We start from the raw sequence: 21,937 nt of genomic DNA on the forward strand, positions 1-21,937 counted from the left end.
GAAGCCTCGCAGCAACGGGGCTTAAAGGTCGGCATAACCCAGCGAACGCAGGGCGCGTTCATCGTCGGACCAGCCGCCTTTAACTTTGACCCAAAGGTTGAGCATGACTTTGGAGTCGAACAGCACTTCCATGTCTTTGCGCGCATCCATGCCGATGCGTTTAATGCGCTCGCCTTTGTCGCCGATGATGATTTTCTTCTGGCCGTCGCGCTCCACCAGAATCAAGGCGTGGATGTGCAAGGTCTTGCCCTGCTGCTTGAATTCTTCAATTTCGACGGTGATCTGGTACGGCAGCTCGGCGCCCAGCTGACGCATGATTTTTTCACGCACCAGTTCGGCGGCGAGGAAACGGCTGCTGCGGTCGGTGATCTGATCTTCGGGGAAGAAGTGCTCGTTTTCCGGCAGGTATTTCTCGATCAGGCCTTCCAACGCATCAAGGTTATGCCCGTGCTGCGCGGAAATCGGCACGATCTGCGCGTTCGGCAGTTGGCCTTGTAGCCATTCCAGATGCGGCATCAGCTCGGATTTATCTTCAATGCGGTCGGTTTTATTGATCGCCAGAATCACCGGACCTTCTACGTACTGCACGCGCTCCAGAACCATTTGGTCTTCGTCGGTCCAGCGGGTGCGCTCGACCACGAAGATCACCACGTCGACGTCTTTCAACGCAGCCGATGCGGTTTTGTTCATGTAGCGGTTCAGCGCTTTCTCACCGTTCTTGTGCATGCCGGGGGTATCGACGTAGATGGCTTGAACCGTGCCTTCCGTCTTGATGCCAAGCATGTTGTGGCGAGTGGTTTGCGGCTTGCGCGAGGTGATCGCCAGTTTCTGGCCAAGAATGTGGTTGAGCAGCGTCGACTTGCCTACGTTGGGCCGGCCGACGATGGCGACATAGCCACAGCGTGTTGCGGTTGAATCAGTCATGGCCATTCTCCACACCAAGGGCAATCAAAGCGGCAGCTGCGGCCACTTGTTCGGCAATACGGCGGCTAGCGCCCTGCCCGATGGTTTTGTCATTCAATAAGGTGATCTGGCACTCGACTACAAAGGTCCGGCAGTGCGGGTCGCCCTGGATATCCACCACTTCGTAGCGCGGCAGGTCGCAGCCGCGCGACTGCAGAAACTCCTGCAGGCGGGTTTTCGGGTCTTTGTTGGTGTCGACCAGCGTCAGACCGTCGAGCTCTGAGCTTAGCCACGCCAACACGCGCTCGCGCGCCGCTTCCATGCCAGCGTCCAAATAAATGGCGCCGATCAGGGCTTCCAGCGCATCCGCCAAAATCGACTCACGGCGGAAACCACCGCTCTTCAACTCACCGGAACCCAGGCGCAGGTATTCACCCAAATCGAACCCGCGCGCCAGAACGGCCAGGGTTTCGCCTTTTACCAGGCGCGCGCGCAAACGCGACAATTGGCCTTCGCGCGCCTGTGGAAAGCGCTCGAACAAGGCCTCGCCGGCAACAAAATTGAGGATGGCATCACCGAGGAACTCCAGACGCTCGTTATTACGTCCGGCAAAGCTGCGGTGAGTGAGGGCCAGGATCATCAGATCCTGGTCTTGGAAGGTATAACCGAGCTGACGCTCTAAACGACTCAGAGCAGCACTCACGGCATACGCACGCGGAATTCTTTGTCGAAACGAGCGACGAGATCGAGGTTACTGATCAGCGACTCGCGACGTTCGTACTTGAGATGGATAAGGAATTCACCGTTCTCCAGCTTCACGTCCATCGCTTCTTTAGGATCAAGGTTGTTGATGGAGTTGAGCTGCATCGCTTTCTCGACGTAGCCATACACTTCAGGAACGGTGCGGATGTCCGCGGCCTTGTCGGTTTCAATCGAGGTGATTGTTTTAGAAAGGGCGGCGTTGTCCATGTAATGGGGAACCATCTTGAAGACGGCGGTGGCGACGAACGCCAAAAAAGCCAAGGTGCACATCCACCCCAACAACGACATACCCTTCTGCGAACGCGCAAGCGCCATGTTTGACCTCAGTGTCAGTATTTTTTTAAAAGTCCACAGCCTCTGCGGGCCTGACTATATATAGCGTGCGGCGCTGGTTTTCGCAGCGCCGACAGATCAGTGAATCAGGCCTACCCGTGACAGAGTCGGCACGTTGCGCAATTTCGGATCAGCCCAGCTCAACCAGACCGCAAACGCTTTGCCGACGATATTCTTGTCTGGAACCATGCCGAGCAACTCTTTCGGAATTTTCGGATCGTTCCAATAACGGCTGTCGTTCGAGTTATCGCGGTTGTCGCCCATCATGAAGTAATGACCGGCTGGCACGGTCCACTCGTTGCCCGGATCGGCGCGGTAACGGTTCATTTCGATGCGGATCAAGTGCTCCACTTCGCCCAGTTTTTCCTGATACAGCGTGGCGCTGCCAAGGGAACCGGGCTCTTCGCCGAGCAGCTTTTTAGCCACTGACTCGCCGTTTACGAACAGCTGTTTATCGGCGGTGTAGCGCACCTTGTCGCCCGGCAAACCCACTACCCGTTTGATGTAGTTGATGGTCGGCTCGCTGGGATAGCGAAACACCATAACATCGCCGCGCTGCGGGTCGCCCACTTCGATGACCTTGGTATCAAGCACCGGCAAGCGAATGCCATAGGCGAATTTGTTCACCAGAATGAAATCGCCGACTTCTAGCGTTGGCTTCATCGAGCCAGACGGAATCTGGAACGGTTCAACCAGGAACGAGCGAAGCACCAGCACGATCGCCAAAACCGGAAAGAACGATTTGCCATATTCCACCAGCAAAGGCTCGCGATTGAGCTGATCAAGCACGGCTTGATCGGGCTCGGCCACCTGCCCTTGGTAGGCGGCGACCGCTGCATTGCGACGAGGCGCCAACAGCACCAGGTCGAACAGAGCGAGCACACCGCAGACAGCCACAGCGATTACCAACAACAGCGGAAAATTGAACGACATAGGTATTAACCATCCAACCTGAGCACTGCGAGGAAGGCTTCTTGTGGAATTTCCACGTTGCCGACCTGCTTCATCCGTTTTTTACCGGCTTTCTGCTTTTCAAGCAGCTTGCGCTTACGGCTGACGTCACCGCCGTAGCACTTAGCCAATACGTTCTTGCGCAGCGCCTTGACGGTGGTGCGAGCCACAATCTGCCCGCCGATGGCAGCCTGAATGGCCACATCGAACATCTGCCGCGGAATCAGTTCTTTCATCTTTTCAGTCAGCGCACGACCTTTGTAATGCGCATTGTCGCGGTGCACGATCAGGGCCAGGGCGTCTACCTTGTCGCCGTTGATCAGCACATCAAGCTTCACCAGATTGGCCGACTGATAACGGTCGAAATGGTAATCCAACGAGGCATAACCGCGGCTGGTGGACTTCAGACGGTCGAAGAAGTCCAACACCACTTCGTTCATCGGCAGGTCGTAGCTGACCTGAACCTGAGTACCGAGGAACAGCATGTCGCGCTGAACGCCACGTTTCTCGATGCACAAGGTGATGACATTCCCCAAGTGCTCCTGGGGAACCAGGATGTTGGCCCGCACGATCGGCTCGCGCATGTCTTCTATTGCCGACAAATCTGGCAACTTCGACGGGTTATCGACGTAGATCGTTTCGCCATTTTTCAACAGCAATTCGAAGATTACCGTCGGCGCTGTGGTGATCAGGTCCAGGTCGTACTCGCGCTCCAGTCGCTCCTGAATGATCTCCATGTGCAGCATGCCGAGGAAGCCGCAACGGAAGCCGAAACCCAGCGCATCGGAACTTTCGGGCAAGTATTGCAGCGAGGAGTCGTTGAGCGTCAGCTTTTGCAGGGCTTCACGGAAGTCTTCGAAGTCATCCGAGCTTACCGGGAACAGACCGGCGTAAACCTGCGGCTGAATACGCTTGAAGCCTGGCAGCACGTCAACGTCCGGCGTCGAGCTGAGGGTCAGCGTATCGCCAACGGGGGCGCCGTGAATGTCTTTGATGCCCGCGATGATAAAGCCTACTTCGCCGGCTTTCAGGTCCACCGTGGCGGTGTGCTTGGGCGTGAACACACCCACGCTGTCCACCAAGTGAATCTTGCCGGTGGACTTGACCAGAATCTTGTCGCCCTTCTTCACGCAGCCGTGGCGCACGCGCACCAGCGAGACGACGCCTAGGTAATTGTCGAACCAGGAGTCGATGATCAGGGCTTGCAGCGGATCTTCAATATTGCCGGTGGGCGCCGGAATGGTTTGCACCAGACGCTCGAGCACTTCATCAACACCCATGCCGCTCTTCGCGCTGCACGCGACGGCGTCGGTGGCATCAATGCCGATGATTTTCTCGATTTCTTCTTTGACGCGGTCTGGATCGGCCTGCGGCAGGTCCATTTTGTTCAATACGGGCATCACTTCCAGGCCTTGCTCGATTGCGGTGTAGCAGTTCGCGACCGATTGCGCCTCAACGCCTTGACCGGCGTCGACTACCAGCAATGCGCCCTCGCAGGCAGCCAGCGACCGGCTGACTTCGTATGTGAAGTCAACGTGACCGGGGGTATCAATGAAGTTCAGCTGGTAGGTTTTACCGTCACGCGCCTTGTAATGGAGGGTGACGCTGTGGGCCTTGATGGTGATGCCGCGTTCGCGCTCGAGGTCCATGGAATCAAGAACCTGGGCTTCCATTTCGCGTTCGGACAAACCGCCGCACATCTGAATGAATCGGTCGGCCAGGGTCGATTTGCCGTGGTCGATGTGGGCGATGATGGAGAAATTACGGATATGACTCAGGTCACTCACGGATCAACACTCAAAAAGGCCGCAGGCAGATTGCCCGCCGAAAAATAGCCGGGAAGTGTACCCGATCGGCGGCAGGGGCGTCACCCGTGCCGCCGACAGGCGCCCACGAAAAAGGGCGGTAAAAACCGCCCTTTTGTGTATTACCGACTAAGCGTCACTCAGACAACTTGAAGGTAATGAAGCTTGCACGGCCTTCACGAAGCACGCGCATCGACACCGAACGGTTCTTCGGCAGCGCTTGAGCGACCTGGGTAAAAGTCTTCGCCGAATCAATGGCCTGGTTATTCAGGTGAGTGATGACATCGCCTGGACGCAGACCAATAAGAGCGGCAGGGCCGTCTTGTACTTCCTTGATGACCACACCGCCCTTGAGATCAAGCGCTTTGCGCTCGTCAGCGGTGAGCTCAGCAACCTTGACGCCCATACGATTGCTGTTGCGTTCCACGGCCGACTCACCGCCACCGTTGGCAGCGACTTCATCGTCATCGGCGGGCAGGTTGCCGATGGTCAATTCCACGGTCTTGCGCGAGCCTTCACGAATCACTTCCAACTGGGCTTTGCTGCCCGCCTTCATGCGGCCTACAAGGTGAGGTAGATCTGCCGACATGACGATAGGTTGGCCGTTTAGGCTCAAAATAACGTCGCCGACCAGCAGGCCGCCTTTGGCTGCGGGACCGTCTTCCATCACTTGAGCGACCAATGCGCCGGCTGGTCTATCCAGACCAAACGACTCAGCCAGGTCTTTGTTGACCTCTTGGATCACTACGCCCAGCCAGCCACGGCTGACTTTGCCTTCGGTTCGCAACTGATTGGCCACGTCCATCGCCACATCCATCGGAATGGCGAATGACAGGCCCATGAAGCCACCCGAACGGGTGAAAATTTGCGAGTTGATACCGATTACTTCGCCATTCAGGTTAAACAGCGGGCCACCCGAATTGCCGGGGTTGATCGCCACGTCAGTTTGAATGAACGGCACATAGCTCTCATTCGGCAGGCTGCGTCCCTTCGCGCTGACGATGCCGGCGGTAGCGGAGTGGTCAAAGCCAAATGGCGAGCCAATGGCGAGCACCCAAGCGCCAACTTTGAGTTCTTCCGATTTACCGATTTTCACGACCGGAAGATTTTTGCCATCAACCTTGAGCAATGCCACGTCGGTGCGAGGATCAGCGCCGATCAGCTTGGCTTTCAATTCGCTGCGGTCAGACAGGCGCACGATAATTTCGTCAGCGCCAGTCACGACGTGGTTGTTGGTCAGCACATAGCCATCGGGAGAAATGATGAAGCCGGAGCCCAGCGACTGCGCGCCACGCTGTTGCTGGCGGCCTTGGGGCGAGCGTTGCTGTGGGGGCATGTTGCGTTCGAAGAATTCGCGAAACATCGGCGGCAGACCTTCCAGATCAGGAATGTCTTGGCCGGAAGCGCCTGCAACACGGTCCGGAACCTTCTGCGTCGTACTGATGTTGACGACGGCCGGCGCGGCAGCCTCGACCAGGGTAGTGAAATCAGGAAGTTCAGCGTGGGCAGTTAACGTCTGCCCCAGTAAAAACAATGTCAGAAAGGCAGATAAGCCAGATTTAAGGCTAAGCATTGACTTCGGCTCCCATAAAGGAAAAGCAAGTACCACATGAATTGTCGCGCCGATAGAACGCGACATACGACTCTATGGTGAACACGCGAACCGTAACTGAGCGCTCGCGTGAAAATCTCGACAGCGTTATTGCGCCGCCTGCATGTCCCCGGCGCGCATCGATAGCGCGACACGCTCGGCCGTTCCTAACGGGATTTCGCCAATTACCGTGACCATCACGTCGCCCGAGGTGGTAGAGATGCGTTTGGAAACCGCAACGGTGGGACCCAACTGCGTGCGAGCATCTTCGACCGTGGCACCATTCAGTGGCTCGAGGAAAACCGAAAAACGCGCCAATCCGTCGCCATACATCAGGCATGCAACGGGCTGGGAAGATAACGCGCTGTGGCGCTCGACCGCGCTGTTCAGATTAAAACCTGGAGGCATCCACTCGGAGTGCCACGCCTTCGGATCCACGGCCTTACTTTCGACAAAGCGAACGGGCTGGCAGCTCGAACCTGGTTTCAGATCAGCTTCTGAAGGAGGGGTCATTTCGATAGTAGAAAACTGGAAACGCTCAAGCAGTTGGCCTTTTTCATTAAGCAGCAACGACTTCAGCGGCAAGCCTGTTTCGCGGTCTAGATGCAGCTCGAAGCCATAACGGTGCTGATCACGCGGCAACACCGCTAGCACCACCGCGTCCCGCCCAGCGACACGCGACTCGCCAATAATGCGCAAGTCGTACCAGGCTGAAAGTTGTTTGGTATCCAGCGCTCGAGCAGGCCAACTCTGACCTTCGGCAACCTGATCGGCCAAGCCACCGCTTACACACTCGGTGCGACGCCCAACCTTCACCACTTCTTGCACCGGCCCGTCGAGTTGCAAAAGCCGCTCGCGCACTTCTGCGCCACCAGACGCCTGATGCCAGATTGTATGAGTGGAGAAACTGCCGTTACGTTCGTAGACAAACGTGCCGTGGAAACTTTGCTGCTGCTGGGCCTCAGCGAGGCGGCCCAGCCAATCTTGCGCGTCGGCGGCGCCAACTGGCTGGGCCAGCGCGCCACCTAACAGAAGCAGGTAGGAAAGTCCGCGCATGATCCTCCTCAGCGGTTTTCCAGACTTGCAGCACGCGCATAGGGCAACACACCTTCAGACGTGCTCATCGCAGCCTGCTGCGCGTGTTGACGCAGATAGCCCGGCAAGCGCTGCTCGTGCCAGTTCAATTGGCTCGGGCTTGAAGCTTTGGATTGCTGAGCGGAAACCGGCTCGGAGCTCTCGGTATAGCCAGCCAACAGAGCAGCGCCCTGTACTTGAGGCATTGGCAGCGTTGGCTGCACGTTGTTCTGGGCGAGTTGCGTACCCATCACTTCGTCTTGGTTATAGAGACGAACGCCAGCCAGAACCGCCAGAGTCACCGAGGCAGCAACTGCCAGGCGACCCAGACCGCGCCAACGACCCGCAACCGCAGCTACAGGAGCAACAACCGGAGCAGCTTCATCGGCGAGAGCCTTGGACACCGCCGAAGCGATATCGAGGTTCGGTACCAGCAGATCTTTGTGCATAACTGCACGAGCTACTTGATAGCGCGCCCAAGTCGAGCGCAATTGGGCGTCTTCGCTGGCGCTGAGCACGCGGCGCAGCTCCAACTCATCTGCCTCGTTATCCATAAGGGCGGATAACGATTCTTGCAGGGCTTCACGACTCATGGCGATTCCTCTCTTGGCTAGCGCCGCTGTCTCAGGCTCCCTGCAACAAAGGTTGCAGGACTTTATCAATGGCCTCACGGGCTCGGAAAATCCGCGACCGTACGGTACCTACTGGACATTGCATGACGCTCGCAATGTCCTCGTAACTAAGACCATCAAACTCTCGCAAAGTTAGCGCGGTGCGCAAATCTTCTGGCAATTGTTCAATGGTTCGATGCACGGCGTTTTCAATCTCGTCCCGTAGCATCAACCGCTCTGGAGATTCGATGTCCTTGAGTGCGTGATCGCCCTCGTAGAACTCTGCGTCTTCAGCGCTAACATCACTTTCTGGTGGGCGACGACCGCGCGACACCAGATGATTCTTCGCCGTGTTGATGGCGATGCGGTACAGCCATGTATAAAAGGCGCTGTCGCCGCGAAAATTAGCCAGTGCACGGAAAGCTTTAATAAACGCTTCCTGGGCAACATCCTGAGCTTCATGAGGATCGTGCACAAAACGCACTATCAACCCGAGAATCTTGTGCTGATACTTCAGCACCAACAGATCAAAAGCTCGTTTGTCGCCACGCTGCACCCGCTCGACCAACTGCTGATCATCTTCCTGGGTAAGCATGAACACTCCTCAATTGAGTTCGGAGAGAATGCTGTTCCAGCAAGTGAATCAACTTGCCAAGATAGACTCGGGTCTTGCGCAAAAGTTCTCCCCTCCAAACACGTTCCGCACACATATTCTTTTGTCTTGCACGGAATCGCGCAGCACGGCTAGCACGCCGGCTGCGCGGATAATCTTGTCACCGGTTTAGTTGTAATGAGGCCGCGGCAACAGCCGCTCTCGATACAACGCAAACGGCATTGTCCCCGTCTGGGTGACTGCCTATGGAACCTGGAAGTCTAAGAAAGTTCCCAGGGCCCAGCGGCCGTCATAAGCCCGCTATTGTGCAGCCCGCCCCGCCTATATACTAGTGGCCGCTTCTCGTGGAATTCGAACATGAGCCAACATTTTCAGCACGACGTTCTGGTCATCGGCAGCGGCGCTGCCGGCCTCACTCTGGCGCTGACCCTGCCAAGCCATTTGCGCATAGCCGTGCTTAGTAAGGGTGACCTCACAAATGGTTCAACTTATTGGGCACAGGGCGGCGTTGCAGCTGTGCTCGACACCACTGACACCGTCGAATCCCACGTTGCCGACACCCTCGACGCAGGCGCCGGCCTATGCCGTGAAGACGCTGTGCGCTTCACCGTCGAGCACAGCCGCGAGGCCATCGAATGGTTGATCGAACAAGGCGTGCCCTTTACCCGTGACGATGAAACCGCGCGGGAAGATGGTGGGTTCGAATTCCACCTGACGCGAGAAGGCGGCCACAGCCACCGCAGAATTATCCATGCCGCCGACGCCACTGGCGCAGCCATTTTCAACACCCTCCTCGCCCAAGCCCGGCAGCGTCCGAATATCGAGCTGCTAGAACAGCGCGTTGCAGTCGACCTCATTACCGAACGCAAGCTAGGGCTGCCCGGCCACAACTGCCTGGGCGCGTACGTGCTGAATAGAAACAGCGGCGAAGTCGACACCTACGGAGCGCGCTTCACCGTGCTGGCCAGCGGCGGTGCCGCCAAGGTTTATCTGTACACCAGTAACCCTGACGGCGCCTGTGGCGACGGCATTGCCATGGCTTGGCGCGCGGGCTGTCGGGTCGGCAACCTGGAATTCAATCAATTCCACCCGACCTGCCTGTACCACCCCAAGGCCAAGAGCTTTCTGATTACCGAAGCCATCCGTGGCGAAGGCGGCTTGCTCAAGCTGCCGAACGGCGAGCGCTTTATGCAGCGTTTCGACCCACGCGCCGAGTTGGCCCCGCGCGATATCGTGGCCCGCGCCATCGACCACGAAATGAAGCGCCTCGGTGTCGACTGTTTGTACCTGGACATCAGCCACAAACCCGCCGAATTCATCAAAAGCCACTTCCCCACTGTTTATGAGCGCTGCCTGGGGTTTGGCATCGACATCACCAAGGAAGCGATCCCGGTGGTACCGGCCGCCCACTACACCTGCGGCGGCGTGGTGGTCGACCAACATGGCCACACCGACGTGCCGGGCCTGTACGCCATTGGCGAAACCACCTTTACCGGCCTGCACGGCGCCAACCGCATGGCCAGCAACTCGTTGCTCGAATGCTTCGTCTATGCCCGCTCGGCAGCGGCGGACATCCTTCAACAATTGGTGAGCAAGCCCACACCGCAGCGCCTGCCGAGCTGGGACGCCAGTCAGGTGACCGATTCGGACGAAGACGTGATCATTGCCCACAACTGGGATGAGTTGCGGCGCTTTATGTGGGACTACGTCGGCATCGTGCGCACCAACAAGCGCCTGCAGCGCGCTCAGCACCGCGTGCGCTTGTTGCTCGACGAAATTGATGAGTTCTACAGCAACTACAAAGTCAGCCGCGACCTGATCGAGCTGCGCAACCTGGCCCAGGTGGCCGAGCTGATCATTCGCTCCGCCATGCAGCGCAAAGAATCACGCGGCCTGCATTACACCCTCGACTACCCGGACCAACTGCCCGAAGCCCGCGACACTATTCTGGTGCCGCCCATCTACGGCGAGTGAATTTCAGCCGTACCCGCAGGCGCCGGTGGACATCCGCCGGCAATGCGTCGCTCGCCACACAAAGCCCCCGAACCCACCACTGCCCCGGCAGACGAAAGCGCAGCACAACCGCTTGCGGCAACGCCACGCTGTCGGGGAACAACTGAACCGACTGCCAGCCATGGCCGGTCTGCCAAAGGTGCCACCCGTCCGCGTCATGGCGAATGCCAGAAAAGTGAGAAGTGGCGAAGCGCCAAGTCCAGACGGCATGAGCGCTACACAGCGCACCGCCCAGAAGCGTCATCCATAAAGGAAAGGCCGCCACCAGCAAGGCGAGCCAGGCGCCGAGCTGGGCGCCGAAGTACACCGCCAGCAGACGCCGGGAGGGCTGCCAGCGGCATTCGAAAGCTTTACTTGGGTTGGACACGATCCAGAATCATGCGAACCATGCGGCGCAGGTCGGCGTCTTCCGGCTCGCCGCGCTGCATGAACCAGCCAAACATGTCCTGATCTTCGCACTCCAGCAGTTTGCGATAGCGCTCGCGGTCTGCGTCATCCAGGCTCGGGTAGACTTCGCGAACGAAGGGCACCAGCAACACGTCGAGTTCCAGCATGCCGCGGCGGCTGTGCCAAAACAGGCGGTTCAGTTCAATATCGTCGACCATCAAAGCGGCTCCTGCAAAATAGGCCGGCAGTATAGCGGCGCCACGCCGATACCGGCACCCGCTGACAAGCTCAAGGCAGGGCCCTATGATTAGCCCCCAGACTTTCAATCAGCGATTTCTCATGGCCGATTCAGCTTTTTTCTGCACGCTGTCCCACGAAGGCGTTCTTGCCGTTCGCGGCCCCGACGCCAGCAAATTCCTCCAAGGCCAGGTCACCTGCAATCTCAACTACCTGAGCGATAGCAACGCCAGCCTCGGCGCCCGCTGCACCCCCAAAGGCCGCATGGTGTCGAGCTTTCGCATTGTCAGCGAAGGCGACGGCTATGTGCTGGCGATGGCCAGCGAACTGCTGGAACCGCAGCTCACCGACCTGAAAAAATACGCCGTCTTTTCCAAATCCACGCTCAGTGACGAAAGCGCCGACTGGCTGCGTATCGGCCTCTACAACGCCGACGAAGTCCTCAGCGAGCTTGGCCTGATGCTGCCGACCGAAGCCGATGGCGTTGCCCGTACAGACAATTTGTTCGCCATTCGCCTGAGCGACGGCCGCGTCGAGCTGTGGATTCGCAGCGCCATCAGCGCCGACGTCATGCAACAAATCCAGGCCAAACTCCCAGAGCGTCCCCTTAACAGCTGGCTACTCGCCCAGGTTCGCGCCGGCATCGGCCAGGTATTTGGCGCGACGCGCGAGCTGTTTATTCCGCAGATGATCAATTTGCAGGCCGTGGGCGGCGTCAGTTTCAAGAAAGGCTGCTACACCGGCCAGGAAATCGTCGCGCGCATGCAGTACCTCGGCAAACTCAAACGCCGCTTACAGCGCTTGAGCCTGGAAGGCGCCGAGCTACCGGCCGTGGCCAGCGAACTGTTCTCCCCCGTGCACCGCTCCAGCGTTGGCGAAGTGGTGCTGGCCGCACAAAGCGAAACGGGCGTGGAACTGTTGGCGGTATTGCAGGAAGATGCCGTCACGGATGGACGGATTCATCTCGGCAGCGAAACCGGCCCGGCTTTGCAGCTCTTGGACCTGCCTTACACCTTGAACTCGGATCGCGAGATTCAGCGTTAACCCTATTACTTTCCGGCCGCCTGCCCACCAAGCGCCCTAGTCTCCAGAGAAACGTCCATGAGCAAACTCGCTGATAAAGTCCAACACGAACTGATCCAGGCCATCGAAAACGATGAACTGGTACTGCCGACCCTTCCTGAAGTGGCGCTGAAAGTTCGCGAAGCGGCGGAAGACCCGGACATCAGCATCCCCCAGCTCAGCAAAGTGATCGGCAACGACGCCGCCCTGACTGCGCGCATCATCAAAGTGGTGAACAGCCCGTTGCTGCGCACCAATAAAGAAATCACCGACCTGCAAATGGCCGTCAGCCGCCTCGGCATCAACTACACCTGCAACCTGGCGACCGGCCTGGCGATGGAGCAGATGTTCCAGGCCACCTCCGACGTGGTCGACCGCAAAATGCGTGAAGTGTGGAACAAGAGCACCGAAATTGCCGGCATCAGCCACGTGCTGTGCCGTCACTACACGCGCCTGATGCCCGACCAAGCCACCCTCGCCGGCCTGATCCACCAGATCGGCGTGCTGCCGATTCTGACCTACGCCGAGGAACACGATGAGTTGCTGTCCGACTCCATCAGCCTCAACCACGTGATCGAGAAAATTCACCCGATCATTGGCGACAAAATTCTCAGAGCGTGGGATTTCCCCGAGAACATCGCCATTCTGCCGAGCCAGTATCTGGACTTCACACGCAACTCGCCAAAAGCCGATTACGTCGACATCGTTCAGGTCGCCACCCTGCAGAGCTACCTGGGCAGCGAGCACCCGTACACCCAGCTCGACTGGTCGCAAATTCCGGCCTTCGCCAAACTCGGCCTCGACCCAAGCGCCGTCTTGAACGCAGACGAAGACCTCTCCGCCGCCATGGAAGCGGCCATGGGCATGCTGCAATAACAGCGCCCCATCACCGTAGGTTGGGCTGAGCGCCAGCGAAGCCCAACACGCTAGACCGGCAAAAACGCCACCCGCACCAACAGCCCGCCACTCGGCCCGTCATGCAACGTGATGGTCGCCTGATGCGCACGGCAAATCTCGCCAACAATCGCCAATCCCAGCCCTGCCCCACCAATTTTCTGCGGATTGCGCCGGTAGAAGCGCTGGAATACCTTGTCGCGCTGATCGGTCGGAATGCCCGGTCCGTCGTCTTCCACTTCCAGAATGCCCGGCGCCAGCACGCGCAGAATTACATTGCCGCCGGCCGGCGTATGGGCCAGGGCGTTGTCGACCAGGTTGCTCAGCAGCTCGTTCAGCAACGTCGGCTCGCCGGTCAGCCACACGGGCTGCTCGGCCTCCAGCGCTAACGCAATGCCTTTGGAATGCGCCAGCGGTGCCAGTGCCATGCCCAGCTCGCGGCACAGCTGACTCAGGTCGATTTGCTCGGCGCCACCCTCGGCGATTGCTCGCGCGCCACTTTCAATGCGCGCCAACGACAGCAACTGATTGGCCAGATGCGTGAGGCTGTCGGTGTTTTGCGCGGTTTCGCGCAGTGTCTGCTGCCAACGCTGCGGCTCCTGCTCGCGCAACCCCAGCTCAACCCGCGCTTTCAACGCTGCCAACGGCGTACGCAGTTCGTGGGACGCTTCGGCAATAAAGTCGGCCTGGCGCTGAAACAGCCCGCGCAAACGTTCGGTGAATTGGTTCAGCGCCTCCACCAGCGGCATCAATTCCCGCGCAGTGGCGACCACCGGCAACGGCCGCAAATCGTCCAGTTGCCGCTCGGCCACGGCGTTGCGCAGCTGGTTAAGCGGGCGCAGCGCGGCGCTGATGGTGAGCCACACCAGCACCAGCGCCGTCAGCGACAGCAGCGCCAGCCGCCACAACGAATCCACCAGCAGCCCGCGCGCCAAACGTTCGCGCGCTTCTTCGGTTTCGGCCACGCGAATTTCGGCGGTGCCGCTGATGGTCGGCTCGCTGACCGGGCGCAACAGGCTCACCACGCGCACGTCCACGCCCTGGTAATTGGCGTCGTAAAAACGCGCCAGCGCCGGATAGTCGTCGGTGCGCGGCGTGTTGCGCGGCGGGTCGGGCAGGCTTTCGTAGCCGGAAATCAGCTTTCCTTGTACGTCGGTGACTTGATAGAAAATTCGCCCGGCGCTGTCGTAGGCAAAGGTATCCAGCGCCACATAAGGCACGTCGGCGCGCAGGCTGCCGTCGTCTTCGTACAACCCCGCCGAAATTGCCCGGGCGGATGCCAACAGCGTGCGGTCGTAGGCGGTGTCGGCGGCTTGGCGCGCGTTCCAATAGGCGCTCAGGCTGCCAATCAGCAACAACGCGGCGAACAGTGCGGCCAAGCGACGCAGCAGGCGCCCACGGAGGCTGCCGATCTCACGCATCCTGGCTTTCCAACAAGTAGCCCAAGCCGCGAAAGGTCACGATGCGCACCGAGCTGCCTTCCAGTTTTTTGCGCAGACGGTGCACATAGATTTCGATGGCGTCGGGACTGGCGTCCTGGTCCAGGCCGAACACTTGCGAAGCGAGCTGTTCCTTACTCATCACCCGCCCCGGCCTGGCAATCAGTACTTCGAGCACAGCTTGCTCGCGGGAGGTGAGCGTCAGCACCTCGTCATTCAGGCTGAAGCGCCGCGTGCCCAAGTCATACAACAAGGGGCCGCAGCGCTGCTGCTGTTCGCCGCCCAACACGCTGCGGCGCAGCAAGGCTTTTACCCGCGCCTCCAGCTCGCTCAGTTCAAACGGTTTGGCCAGGTAATCGTCGGCGCCGAGGTTAAGCCCGTGCACGCGGTCTTTCACTTCACCGCGTGCGGTGAGCATCAGCACCGGCAGGGTTTTGCCCCGCGCCCGCAGGCGCGCGAGCACTTCAAACCCCTCCATACGCGGCAACCCGACATCGAGCACCGCCAGTGCGTAGTCTTCGCTGCTCAGGGCCAAGTCGGCCGCCACGCCGTCGTGCAGTACGTCTACTGTCCAGCCGGCGGCCTTGAAAGCCTGGGCAATGCTATCGGCCAGTTGGGGGTGGTCTTCGACCAACAAAATGCGCACCGGGATTCTCCGCAAGACGGCGTGTGCCGTGGAGTGTAACGGGCCGCTCGCGCGTGTGAAGGGCCGCGCCGTTTTCTTTCAGCGTGAAAGCTTGGCGAAAGTTTCGCGCCTTAGCATCCGGCCAAGGTGGCTCGAACCACCTATCAAAAACAAAAACAAAAACTGGAGACACCTCATGCCCACTGCTACCCGGCAGGCATTGCCACCTGTGCGTCCACTGTCCCTCGTGCTCGCAGGCGCCACCCTCGCTTCCCTGACGCCCGTCACGGCTCACGCCGAATTCATCAAAGACAGCAGCGTCAATTTCGAAACCCGCAACATGTACTTCAACCGCGACTTCCGTGACGGCACCGGCCAGTCCAAGCGCGATGAATGGGCGCAGGGTTTTATGCTTGATATGCAGTCGGGCTTCACCGAAGGCACCGTCGGTTTCGGCGTTGATGCACTCGGCATGCTCGGTCTCAAGCTCGACTCCAGCCCCGACCGCACCGGCACCGGCCTGTTGCCCACCCACGATGACGGCAAAGCGGCCGACGAATACTCCAAGTTGGGCGTGACCGCCAAGGTCAAGGTGTCCAACAGCGTCTTGAAAGTCGGCAGCTTGATTCCCGAACTGCCCACGCTAAACCCCAACGACGGCCGCATCCTGCCGCAAACCTTTGAAGGCGGTCTGCTGACGTCCGAAGAAATCAAAGGCCTAACCTTCACCGGTGGCCGCCTGGAAAAAGCCAAAGACCGCAACGACACCAACTACGAAGACCTGGCGCTGAACAACAAGAACAGCCGCTTCTCCAGTGCCGCCAGCGCCGACAACTTCGACTTCGCTGGCCTCGACTACAAGCTCACCGACAAGATCACCGGCAGCTACCACTTCGCCCAACTCGACGACGTGTACCGCCAGCATTACCTCGGCCTGGTTGCCGCGCAGCCCATGGGCCCCGGCACCGTTTCGGCCGACGTGCGCGCCTCGTTCAGCGACGACCAAGGCAAAGCCGAAGGCGGCAAGGTCGACAACCGCGCCCTCAACGGCATGCTCAGCTACGCCCTCAATGGCCACAAGCTGAGCCTCGGCTATCAGCACATGAGCGGCGACACCGGCTTTGCCTATGTCGACGGCACCGACCCGTACCTGATCAACTTCGTGCAGATCAACGACTTCGCCAACGCCGAAGAACGTTCCTGGCAGGCGCGCTACGACTATGACTTCGCCAAGCTCGGCGTGCCCGGCCTGACGTTCATGACCCGCTATGTAAGCGGCGACAACGCCGAGGTCACCGGCAGCAACGAAACCGGCAAAGAGTGGGAACGCAACACCGAGTTCAAATACGTGGTGCAGAGCGGCGCGCTGAAGAACGTATCGCTGCGCGTGCGCAACGCCACGTTCCGCTCGAACTTCGCCCGTGACGCCGACGAGATTCGCATCATGGTCGGCTATACGCTCGCCCTGTACTGAACTGCGAAGCCATCACCTGATTTCCTGACCCAAAATAAAAACTCCACGGGAGACTTCACATGATCAAGCCCCTGCACCGCCGCCTCGCCTTGGCCGCTGGCTGCCTGATGCTCAGCAGCCAATTGATGGCCGAGCCCAAACGCCCTGAATGCATCGCACCGGCCGCACCCGGTGGCGGTTTCGATCTGACGTGCAAGCTGGCGCAAAGCGCGCTGATGAATTCCAAGCTGCTGACCAAACCCATGCGCGTCACCTACATGCCCGGCGGCGTGGGTGCCGTGGCCTATAACGCCGTGGTCGCGCAGCGGCCTGGCGATGCCGGCACGATTACGGCCTGGTCCAGCGGTTCGCTGCTCAACCTGGCGCAGGGCAAATTCGGTCGTTTCGATGAAAATGCGGTGCGCTGGCTGGCCGGCATCGGCACCAGCTACGGCGCCATCGCCGTGCGCAACGACTCGCCGTACAAAAACCTCGACGACCTGGTGAAAGCGCTCAAGGCCGATCCGGGCAAAGTGGTGATCGGTTCGTCCGGCACCGTCGGCAGCCAGGACTGGATGCAAACCGCCATGCTCGCCAAGGCGGCCGGCATCAACCCGCGTGACCTGCGTTATGTGGCGCTCGAAGGCGGCGGCGAAATTGCCACGGCCCTGCTGGGCGGGCATATCCAGGTCGGCAGTACCGACATTTCCGACTCCATGCCGCACATCAAGGCCGGCAACATGCGCATCCTCGCGGTGCTCTCGGACGAGCGCCTGCCGGGTGCCGACAAGGCCGACATTCCGACCGCCAAGGAACAGGGCTACGACATCAGCTGGCCGGTGGTGCGCGGCTTCTACCTCGGGCCAAAGGTCAGCGATGAAGACTACGCCTGGTGGAAAGCCAGCTTCGACCAACTATTGGCCTCGGAAGACTTCGCCAAGCTGCGCGACCAACGCGAGCTGTATCCCTTCGCAATGACGGGTGAAGAGCTGGACAGCTACGTGAAAAAACGCGTCGCCGACTACAAGCAGATGGCCCAAGAGTTCGGCCTGACCCAGTAATTCCTCTCACCGTTCTGTAGCCGGGGCGCCCGAATCGCGGCGCCTCCAGGCCAGGAGATCACCATGCTTTTTCAACGCCTCTTCAGTGCGGGCTGGCTAGTCGCATGCCTGGTTTTTGCCTACCTGGCCTGGAGCTACCAGGCCGCGTTCTCTTACGAGCCGGTCGGCCCGCGCGCTTTTCCGCTGCTAATGCTCGGGCTGATGGCCGCCGCCTTGCTGTGGCTGACCCTGCGCCCCACGCACATCGAACACAAAGAAGGCGAGCCGGTGCTGGACCGCGATTCGCTGCGCAAAGTAATGGCCTGCGTGGTCCTGATGCTGGTGTACGCCGGGCTGTTCGAGCCGCTGGGCTTTATCATCTCCAGCACCGTGGTCGGCATGCTGATGGGCCGTCTGTATGGCGGCCGCTGGAAACCCAGCGCCATCGCCGCCGTGCTGATCAGCATCGGTTTGTACGTGCTGTTCGACCGCACCCTCGACGTTCCCCTGCCGCTCGGCGTGCTCGACTTCCTGGAGCTTTGACATGGACACACTCGGCTATCTGGGCCAAGGCTTCGGCGTTGCCCTCACCCCGTACAACCTGATTACCGCGCTGATCGGCACGCTGATCGGCACCGTCGTCGGCCTGCTGCCGGGCCTGGGGCCAATCAATGGCGTGGCACTGCTGATTCCTGTGGCCTTTGCCCTCGGCCTGCCGCCTGAGTCGGCGCTGATTCTGCTCGCCGCCGTGTACTTGGGCTGCGAATACGGCGGACGCATCAGCTCGATTCTGCTGAACATTCCGGGCGAAGCCTCCACCGTGATGACCACCCTCGACGGTTACCCCATGGCTCGTCAGGGCATGGCCGGCGTGGCCTTGTCGCTGTCGGCGTGGAGTTCGTTCATCGGCGCGTTTATCGCCATTTGCGGCATGGTGCTGTTTGCGCCGTTGCTGGCCAAGTGGGCGATTGCCTTCGGCCCGGCGGAGTATTTCGTGCTGATGGTATTTGCCATCGTCGCCTTGGGCGGCATGGCCGGCGACCGGCCGATGAAAACCTTTATCGCTGCCCTGCTCGGCCTGTTCCTGTCGACCATTGGCATCGACGCCAACAGCGGCGTGTACCGCTTCACCTTTGACAGCATTCATGTGGCCGACGGCATTCAGTTCGTGGTGCTGGTGCTCGGGCTGTTCTCGGTCAGTGAGATGTTGCTGCTGCTGGAAAAAACCCACCACGGCCACGTCGCGGTGAAAGCCACCGGGCGCATGTTGTTCAACGTGAAAGAAGCGGCGTCGGTGTTTGTCGTCAACCTGCGCTGCGGCCTCATGGGTTTTGTGCTCGGCGTATTGCCGGGTGCCGGCGCCACGCTGGCCAGCGCCGTGGCCTACATGACCGAGAAGAAAATTGCCGGCGAGAAAGGCAATTTCGGCAAGGGCGACATGCGCGGCCTGGCCGCACCGGAAACGGCGATTGGCGCAGCGGCGTGCGGTGCCATGGTGCCGATGCTGACCCTCGGCGTTCCAGGCTCGGGCACCACGGCGGTGATGATCGGCGCGCTGACGCTGTACAACATCACCCCCGGCCCGATGCTGTTCCAGGAACAACCGGACATCGTCTGGGGCCTGATCGCCTCGCTGTTTATCGCCAACTTCATGCTGGTGATCCTCAACATTCCGATGATCCGTCTGTTCACCCGCATCCTTAACGTGCCGAACTGGGTGCTGGTGCCGGTGATCGCCATCATCACCTCCATCGGCGTGTACGCCGTGCATGCCACCACCTTCGATTTGTTCCTGATGGTGATCATCGGCATCTTCGGCTACATCCTGCGCAAGCTCGACTTCCCGCTGTCGCCGCTGCTGCTGGGCTTTATTCTCGGCGGGCTGATGGAGCAGAACCTGCGCCGCGCGCTGTCGATCTCCAATGGTGAACTGGGCATTTTGTGGGGCAGCCCAATCACCATGGGCGTGTGGGTGCTGGTGGTGGTGATGTTGGCACTGCCGATTGTGCGTATCTGGCGCCGCCGTGCGAAACAACGCCGCGAGGTGGCCAATGCCTGAGAACGGGCGGCCCTGGTGGCCGACGCCGCTGGTGGGCGCCGTGGGTGGCGTCCTGGCCAGCCTGGCCCATTGGCCGCTGCCCTGGATGATCGGCGCACTGGTGGCGGTCATCCTGTTTCGTTGCAGCACGCCCTGGCTGATCCGTGATCTGCCGGGCGGACGCAAAACCGGGCAATGGATTATCGGCATTGGCATCGGTTTGCACTTCTCCAGCGCGGTGGTCGAACAGGTCGCCGCGCACTTCTGGCTGATTCTGTTTGGCGCGCTGATCACCACCCTCTCCAGCGGCATCGCCGTGTGGCTTCTGCGCCGCACCGGCGAGGACCGCGCCACCGCGTTTTTCTCCAGCATGCCGGGCGGTTCCGGTGAGATGGTCAACCTCGGCCTGCGCAACGGCGCCGTCACCAGTCGCGTGGCCGCAGGCCAAAGCTTGCGCGTGGTCGCGGTGGTGCTGTGCGTGCCGGCCACCTTCAAATTCTTTATGGGCGATGGCCCGGCGCTCAGCCATAGCGGGCAGGTCGACTGGCTGTGGCTCGCTGCACTGGTTCCACTCGGTGGCGCGGTGGCGCTGCTGTGGCAACGCTTGAAGCAACCCAATCCCTGGCTGTTCGGCCCGCTGCTTATCAGCGCCGGCGCGAGCATGCTGTTCGACTTGAACCTTGGTTTGCCGCCAGGTGCCAGTCAGGTTGGGCAGTTGCTTATCGGCAGTGGCCTAGGCTGCCACTTCGACCGCGCCTTCTTCCGCCGCGCGCCCTCCTTTCTCGCCCGCACCTTACTGGGCACCGCGCTGATGATTGGCTTTGCCGCCGTGTGCGCGCTGGGCCTGGGCTGGCTCACGCAGTTGGATATCCGCTCGCTGACCCTGGGCATGATGCCCGGCGGCATTGCCGAGATGAGCCTGACCGCCGAAACCCTGCAACTGTCGGTGCCGCTGGTAACCGCCATGCAGGTGATGCGCTTGCTGCTGGTGTTGTTCCTGGCCGAGCCGCTGTTCCGCCGCTGGCAGTCTCATTCGGGCCAACGCGACACCTAGCACTTCTGCACCCGTGCCGGGTCTATGCTTGCGTACATCTGCAGAGGAGCCGCCCATGGCCACGCGATTGCGCATTGTGTTGCTGGTCATCAGCCTGGCGCTGCTCACCTCGTGCAGCCGCCTGGACCTGGGCTACCGCAACCTCGACTGGCTGATTCCCTGGTCGCTGGACAACTACATTCCCCTCACACCCGAGCAGAAAGCCTGGCTCAAACCGCGCTTGGTCACCCACCTGAACTGGCACTGCACCACGCAGATGCCGCTGTATGCAGACTGGCTACAACGCAGTGCCGAGCTGGCAACCGAACCCGATCCAACCCCCGCCGAGTTCGACGCGCAATTCAGCGCCTTTCGCCGTGCCGTCGACGCTGTGGCCGTGCGCCTCACACCCGACGCCACTCAATTGCTGCAAGGCTTGAGCGATAAACAAGTCACGGCGCTAGGCGAGAACATGGCCAAGCAGAACGAGGAACAGCGCGACGAATACCTCGGCGTTCCGCTCGCGGAGCAGATCGACGAACGTCGCGAGCGCATGGAAGAACGGCTCAAGCCGTGGTTTGGCCGCTTGCAGCCGGAACAGAAAGCGCGGGTGAAGGTATGGGCCGAGCAGCTTGGCGACTACAACGAGGCGTGGCTAGATAACAATCGTGCCTGGCAACAGGCGTTTCTGGCGGCCGTGCGGGAGCGGCGCGGTTCAGAGTTTCCAGATCAGGTGAAAGGCCTGCTGCAAGACCGCATGAGCGTTGCGACCCCGGCGTACCGCGAACGCTTCGTTGGCGCCCAGAACGCTTTGGCAGATTTGTTCAGCGACCTGCTCGCCAGCGCCAGCCAGCAGCAGCGCGAGCGCCTGGTGGAGCGGCTGCAGGGCGCGCGCAAGCAAGTGACGGAAATGACTTGCCCGGCGGCGCTTTAGTTAAATCGGCGTTTGCAGGAATCGAGGCTGAAGCCTCTCCTACAGGGACTGAGTGACGCATTTGATTTCTGTAGGAGCGACTTTAGTCGCGATGCGGTCGTTCAGGCCGACACCGATGGTTGCAGGTTTCGCCAGCAAG

22 protein-coding genes are annotated in these 21,937 nt (G+C 60.1%); 9 read left to right on the forward strand and 13 right to left on the reverse strand.

What is annotated here, in order from left to right; translation table 11 throughout:
- Positions 1-21 precede the first annotated feature (21 nt).
- From era to rpoE, 9 genes are all read right to left on the reverse strand, one after another.
- Positions 22-924: a GTPase Era gene (gene era / locus ACZZZU_RS07320; RefSeq protein ID WP_463550233.1), complete on the reverse strand. Its 903-nt coding sequence runs from the start codon at positions 922-924 to the stop codon at positions 22-24.
- A complete protein-coding gene (gene rnc, locus ACZZZU_RS07325; protein ID WP_122452879.1) occupies positions 917-1,606 on the reverse strand; it encodes a ribonuclease III in 690 nt (229 codons plus the stop codon). Before rnc ends, era begins: the two co-directional genes overlap by 8 nt.
- Positions 1,603-1,980: a DUF4845 domain-containing protein gene (locus ACZZZU_RS07330; RefSeq protein ID WP_122493822.1), complete on the reverse strand. Its 378-nt coding sequence runs from the start codon at positions 1,978-1,980 to the stop codon at positions 1,603-1,605. The genes rnc and ACZZZU_RS07330 overlap by 4 nt, the downstream gene beginning before the upstream one ends.
- A gap of 96 nt (positions 1,981-2,076) precedes the next feature.
- Positions 2,077-2,931 (reverse strand): signal peptidase I, encoded by an 855-nt coding sequence (gene lepB / locus ACZZZU_RS07335; RefSeq protein WP_122493823.1) that lies wholly within the window; start codon positions 2,929-2,931, stop codon positions 2,077-2,079.
- 5 nt (positions 2,932-2,936) lie between these two features.
- Positions 2,937-4,736, reverse strand: a complete 1,800-nt coding sequence (lepA, locus tag ACZZZU_RS07340) for a translation elongation factor 4 (protein ID WP_122452876.1) — start codon at positions 4,734-4,736, stop codon at positions 2,937-2,939.
- 154 nt (positions 4,737-4,890) lie between these two features.
- On the reverse strand, positions 4,891-6,327 hold the full coding sequence (locus tag ACZZZU_RS07345; RefSeq protein ID WP_463383447.1) for a DegQ family serine endoprotease: 1,437 nt from the start codon (positions 6,325-6,327) through the stop codon (positions 4,891-4,893).
- 126 nt (positions 6,328-6,453) lie between these two features.
- On the reverse strand, positions 6,454-7,401 hold the full coding sequence (locus tag ACZZZU_RS07350; RefSeq protein WP_463550234.1) for a MucB/RseB C-terminal domain-containing protein: 948 nt from the start codon (positions 7,399-7,401) through the stop codon (positions 6,454-6,456).
- Between the two features lie 8 nt (positions 7,402-7,409).
- On the reverse strand, positions 7,410-8,012 hold the full coding sequence (locus ACZZZU_RS07355) for a sigma-E factor negative regulatory protein (RefSeq protein WP_463550235.1): 603 nt from the start codon (positions 8,010-8,012) through the stop codon (positions 7,410-7,412).
- Between the two features lie 31 nt (positions 8,013-8,043).
- On the reverse strand, positions 8,044-8,625 hold the full coding sequence (rpoE, locus tag ACZZZU_RS07360; protein WP_108095477.1) for an RNA polymerase sigma factor RpoE: 582 nt from the start codon (positions 8,623-8,625) through the stop codon (positions 8,044-8,046).
- A gap of 375 nt (positions 8,626-9,000) precedes the next feature.
- On the opposite strand from rpoE, the gene nadB reads away from it, so the two are divergent.
- Positions 9,001-10,617 carry an L-aspartate oxidase gene (gene nadB, locus ACZZZU_RS07365; RefSeq protein WP_463383450.1) on the forward strand — a complete coding sequence of 539 codons (1,617 nt, stop codon included), beginning with the start codon at positions 9,001-9,003 and terminating at the stop codon, positions 10,615-10,617.
- Here the strand turns inward: nadB and ACZZZU_RS07370 are convergent.
- Entirely contained in the window at positions 10,586-11,023 is a 438-nt protein-coding gene (locus ACZZZU_RS07370; protein WP_463550236.1) for a protein YgfX, read from the reverse strand. The genes nadB and ACZZZU_RS07370 overlap by 32 nt on opposite strands.
- A complete protein-coding gene (locus ACZZZU_RS07375) occupies positions 11,007-11,261 on the reverse strand; it encodes an FAD assembly factor SdhE (protein WP_122452870.1) in 255 nt (84 codons plus the stop codon). Before ACZZZU_RS07375 ends, ACZZZU_RS07370 begins: the two co-directional genes overlap by 17 nt.
- A gap of 121 nt (positions 11,262-11,382) precedes the next feature.
- Here ACZZZU_RS07375 and ygfZ point away from each other — a divergent pair, with 121 nt between their 5' ends.
- Both ygfZ and ACZZZU_RS07385 read left to right on the forward strand, forming a co-directional pair.
- Entirely contained in the window at positions 11,383-12,324 is a 942-nt protein-coding gene (gene ygfZ, locus ACZZZU_RS07380) for a CAF17-like 4Fe-4S cluster assembly/insertion protein YgfZ (protein WP_463536706.1), read from the forward strand.
- Between the two features lie 57 nt (positions 12,325-12,381).
- Positions 12,382-13,218 carry an HDOD domain-containing protein gene (locus ACZZZU_RS07385; RefSeq protein WP_463550237.1) on the forward strand — a complete coding sequence of 279 codons (837 nt, stop codon included), beginning with the start codon at positions 12,382-12,384 and terminating at the stop codon, positions 13,216-13,218.
- 50 nt (positions 13,219-13,268) lie between these two features.
- On the opposite strand, the gene ACZZZU_RS07390 is transcribed toward ACZZZU_RS07385, so the two are convergent.
- Both ACZZZU_RS07390 and ACZZZU_RS07395 read right to left on the reverse strand, forming a co-directional pair.
- On the reverse strand, positions 13,269-14,657 hold the full coding sequence (locus tag ACZZZU_RS07390; protein WP_463550238.1) for a sensor histidine kinase: 1,389 nt from the start codon (positions 14,655-14,657) through the stop codon (positions 13,269-13,271).
- A complete protein-coding gene (locus ACZZZU_RS07395) occupies positions 14,650-15,321 on the reverse strand; it encodes a response regulator (protein WP_463550239.1) in 672 nt (223 codons plus the stop codon). The genes ACZZZU_RS07390 and ACZZZU_RS07395 overlap by 8 nt, the downstream gene beginning before the upstream one ends.
- A gap of 175 nt (positions 15,322-15,496) precedes the next feature.
- Between ACZZZU_RS07395 and ACZZZU_RS07400 the strand changes: the two genes are divergently transcribed.
- The 6 genes from ACZZZU_RS07400 to ACZZZU_RS07425 all read left to right on the forward strand — a co-directional run bounded on the left by ACZZZU_RS07400 (position 15,497) and on the right by ACZZZU_RS07425 (position 21,798).
- Positions 15,497-16,774: an OprD family porin gene (locus tag ACZZZU_RS07400; protein WP_463550240.1), complete on the forward strand. Its 1,278-nt coding sequence runs from the start codon at positions 15,497-15,499 to the stop codon at positions 16,772-16,774.
- 59 nt (positions 16,775-16,833) lie between these two features.
- Positions 16,834-17,814, forward strand: a complete 981-nt coding sequence (locus ACZZZU_RS07405; protein ID WP_122493834.1) for a Bug family tripartite tricarboxylate transporter substrate binding protein — start codon at positions 16,834-16,836, stop codon at positions 17,812-17,814.
- A 63-nt stretch (positions 17,815-17,877) separates the two neighbouring features.
- Complete coding sequence (locus ACZZZU_RS07410; protein ID WP_463383455.1) at positions 17,878-18,336, forward strand: tripartite tricarboxylate transporter TctB family protein; 459 nt, start codon at positions 17,878-17,880, stop codon at positions 18,334-18,336.
- Position 18,337: 1 nt separating this feature from the next.
- Positions 18,338-19,852, forward strand: a complete 1,515-nt coding sequence (locus ACZZZU_RS07415; RefSeq protein ID WP_122493836.1) for a tripartite tricarboxylate transporter permease — start codon at positions 18,338-18,340, stop codon at positions 19,850-19,852.
- The gene (locus tag ACZZZU_RS07420; RefSeq protein ID WP_463550241.1) at positions 19,845-20,885 is read left to right on the forward strand and encodes an AbrB family transcriptional regulator; all 1,041 of its coding nucleotides are present in this window, start codon (positions 19,845-19,847) and stop codon (positions 20,883-20,885) included. Before ACZZZU_RS07415 ends, ACZZZU_RS07420 begins: the two co-directional genes overlap by 8 nt.
- A 55-nt stretch (positions 20,886-20,940) precedes the next feature.
- Positions 20,941-21,798 carry a DUF6279 family lipoprotein gene (locus tag ACZZZU_RS07425; RefSeq protein WP_463550242.1) on the forward strand — a complete coding sequence of 286 codons (858 nt, stop codon included), beginning with the start codon at positions 20,941-20,943 and terminating at the stop codon, positions 21,796-21,798.
- Positions 21,799-21,937: the final 139 nt, after the last annotated feature.

This window comes from Pseudomonas sp. AC136, from assembly GCF_979258585.1.

Bases quoted from the DNA above. Each gene is read 5' to 3' on its own strand.
- ACZZZU_RS07350 (WP_463550234.1), bottom strand. From the start codon at position 7,401: ATGCGCGGACTTTCCTACCTGCTTCTGTTAGGTGGCGCGCTGGCCCAG.
- ACZZZU_RS07355 (WP_463550235.1), bottom strand. From the start codon at position 8,012: ATGAGTCGTGAAGCCCTGCAAGAATCGTTATCCGCCCTTATGGATAAC.
- ACZZZU_RS07345 (WP_463383447.1), bottom strand. From the start codon at position 6,327: ATGCTTAGCCTTAAATCTGGCTTATCTGCCTTTCTGACATTGTTTTTA.
- ACZZZU_RS07400 (WP_463550240.1), top strand. From the start codon at position 15,497: ATGCCCACTGCTACCCGGCAGGCATTGCCACCTGTGCGTCCACTGTCC.
- ACZZZU_RS07415 (WP_122493836.1), top strand. From the start codon at position 18,338: ATGGACACACTCGGCTATCTGGGCCAAGGCTTCGGCGTTGCCCTCACC.
- era (WP_463550233.1), bottom strand. From the start codon at position 924: ATGACTGATTCAACCGCAACACGCTGTGGCTATGTCGCCATCGTCGGC.
- lepB (WP_122493823.1), bottom strand. From the start codon at position 2,931: ATGTCGTTCAATTTTCCGCTGTTGTTGGTAATCGCTGTGGCTGTCTGC.
- ACZZZU_RS07375 (WP_122452870.1), bottom strand. From the start codon at position 11,261: ATGGTCGACGATATTGAACTGAACCGCCTGTTTTGGCACAGCCGCCGC.
- nadB (WP_463383450.1), top strand. From the start codon at position 9,001: ATGAGCCAACATTTTCAGCACGACGTTCTGGTCATCGGCAGCGGCGCT.
- ACZZZU_RS07420 (WP_463550241.1), top strand. From the start codon at position 19,845: ATGCCTGAGAACGGGCGGCCCTGGTGGCCGACGCCGCTGGTGGGCGCC.
- rpoE (WP_108095477.1), bottom strand. From the start codon at position 8,625: ATGCTTACCCAGGAAGATGATCAGCAGTTGGTCGAGCGGGTGCAGCGT.
- ACZZZU_RS07405 (WP_122493834.1), top strand. From the start codon at position 16,834: ATGATCAAGCCCCTGCACCGCCGCCTCGCCTTGGCCGCTGGCTGCCTG.
- ACZZZU_RS07330 (WP_122493822.1), bottom strand. From the start codon at position 1,980: ATGGCGCTTGCGCGTTCGCAGAAGGGTATGTCGTTGTTGGGGTGGATG.
- ACZZZU_RS07425 (WP_463550242.1), top strand. From the start codon at position 20,941: ATGGCCACGCGATTGCGCATTGTGTTGCTGGTCATCAGCCTGGCGCTG.
- ygfZ (WP_463536706.1), top strand. From the start codon at position 11,383: ATGGCCGATTCAGCTTTTTTCTGCACGCTGTCCCACGAAGGCGTTCTT.
- ACZZZU_RS07385 (WP_463550237.1), top strand. From the start codon at position 12,382: ATGAGCAAACTCGCTGATAAAGTCCAACACGAACTGATCCAGGCCATC.
- ACZZZU_RS07390 (WP_463550238.1), bottom strand. From the start codon at position 14,657: ATGCGTGAGATCGGCAGCCTCCGTGGGCGCCTGCTGCGTCGCTTGGCC.
- ACZZZU_RS07410 (WP_463383455.1), top strand. From the start codon at position 17,878: ATGCTTTTTCAACGCCTCTTCAGTGCGGGCTGGCTAGTCGCATGCCTG.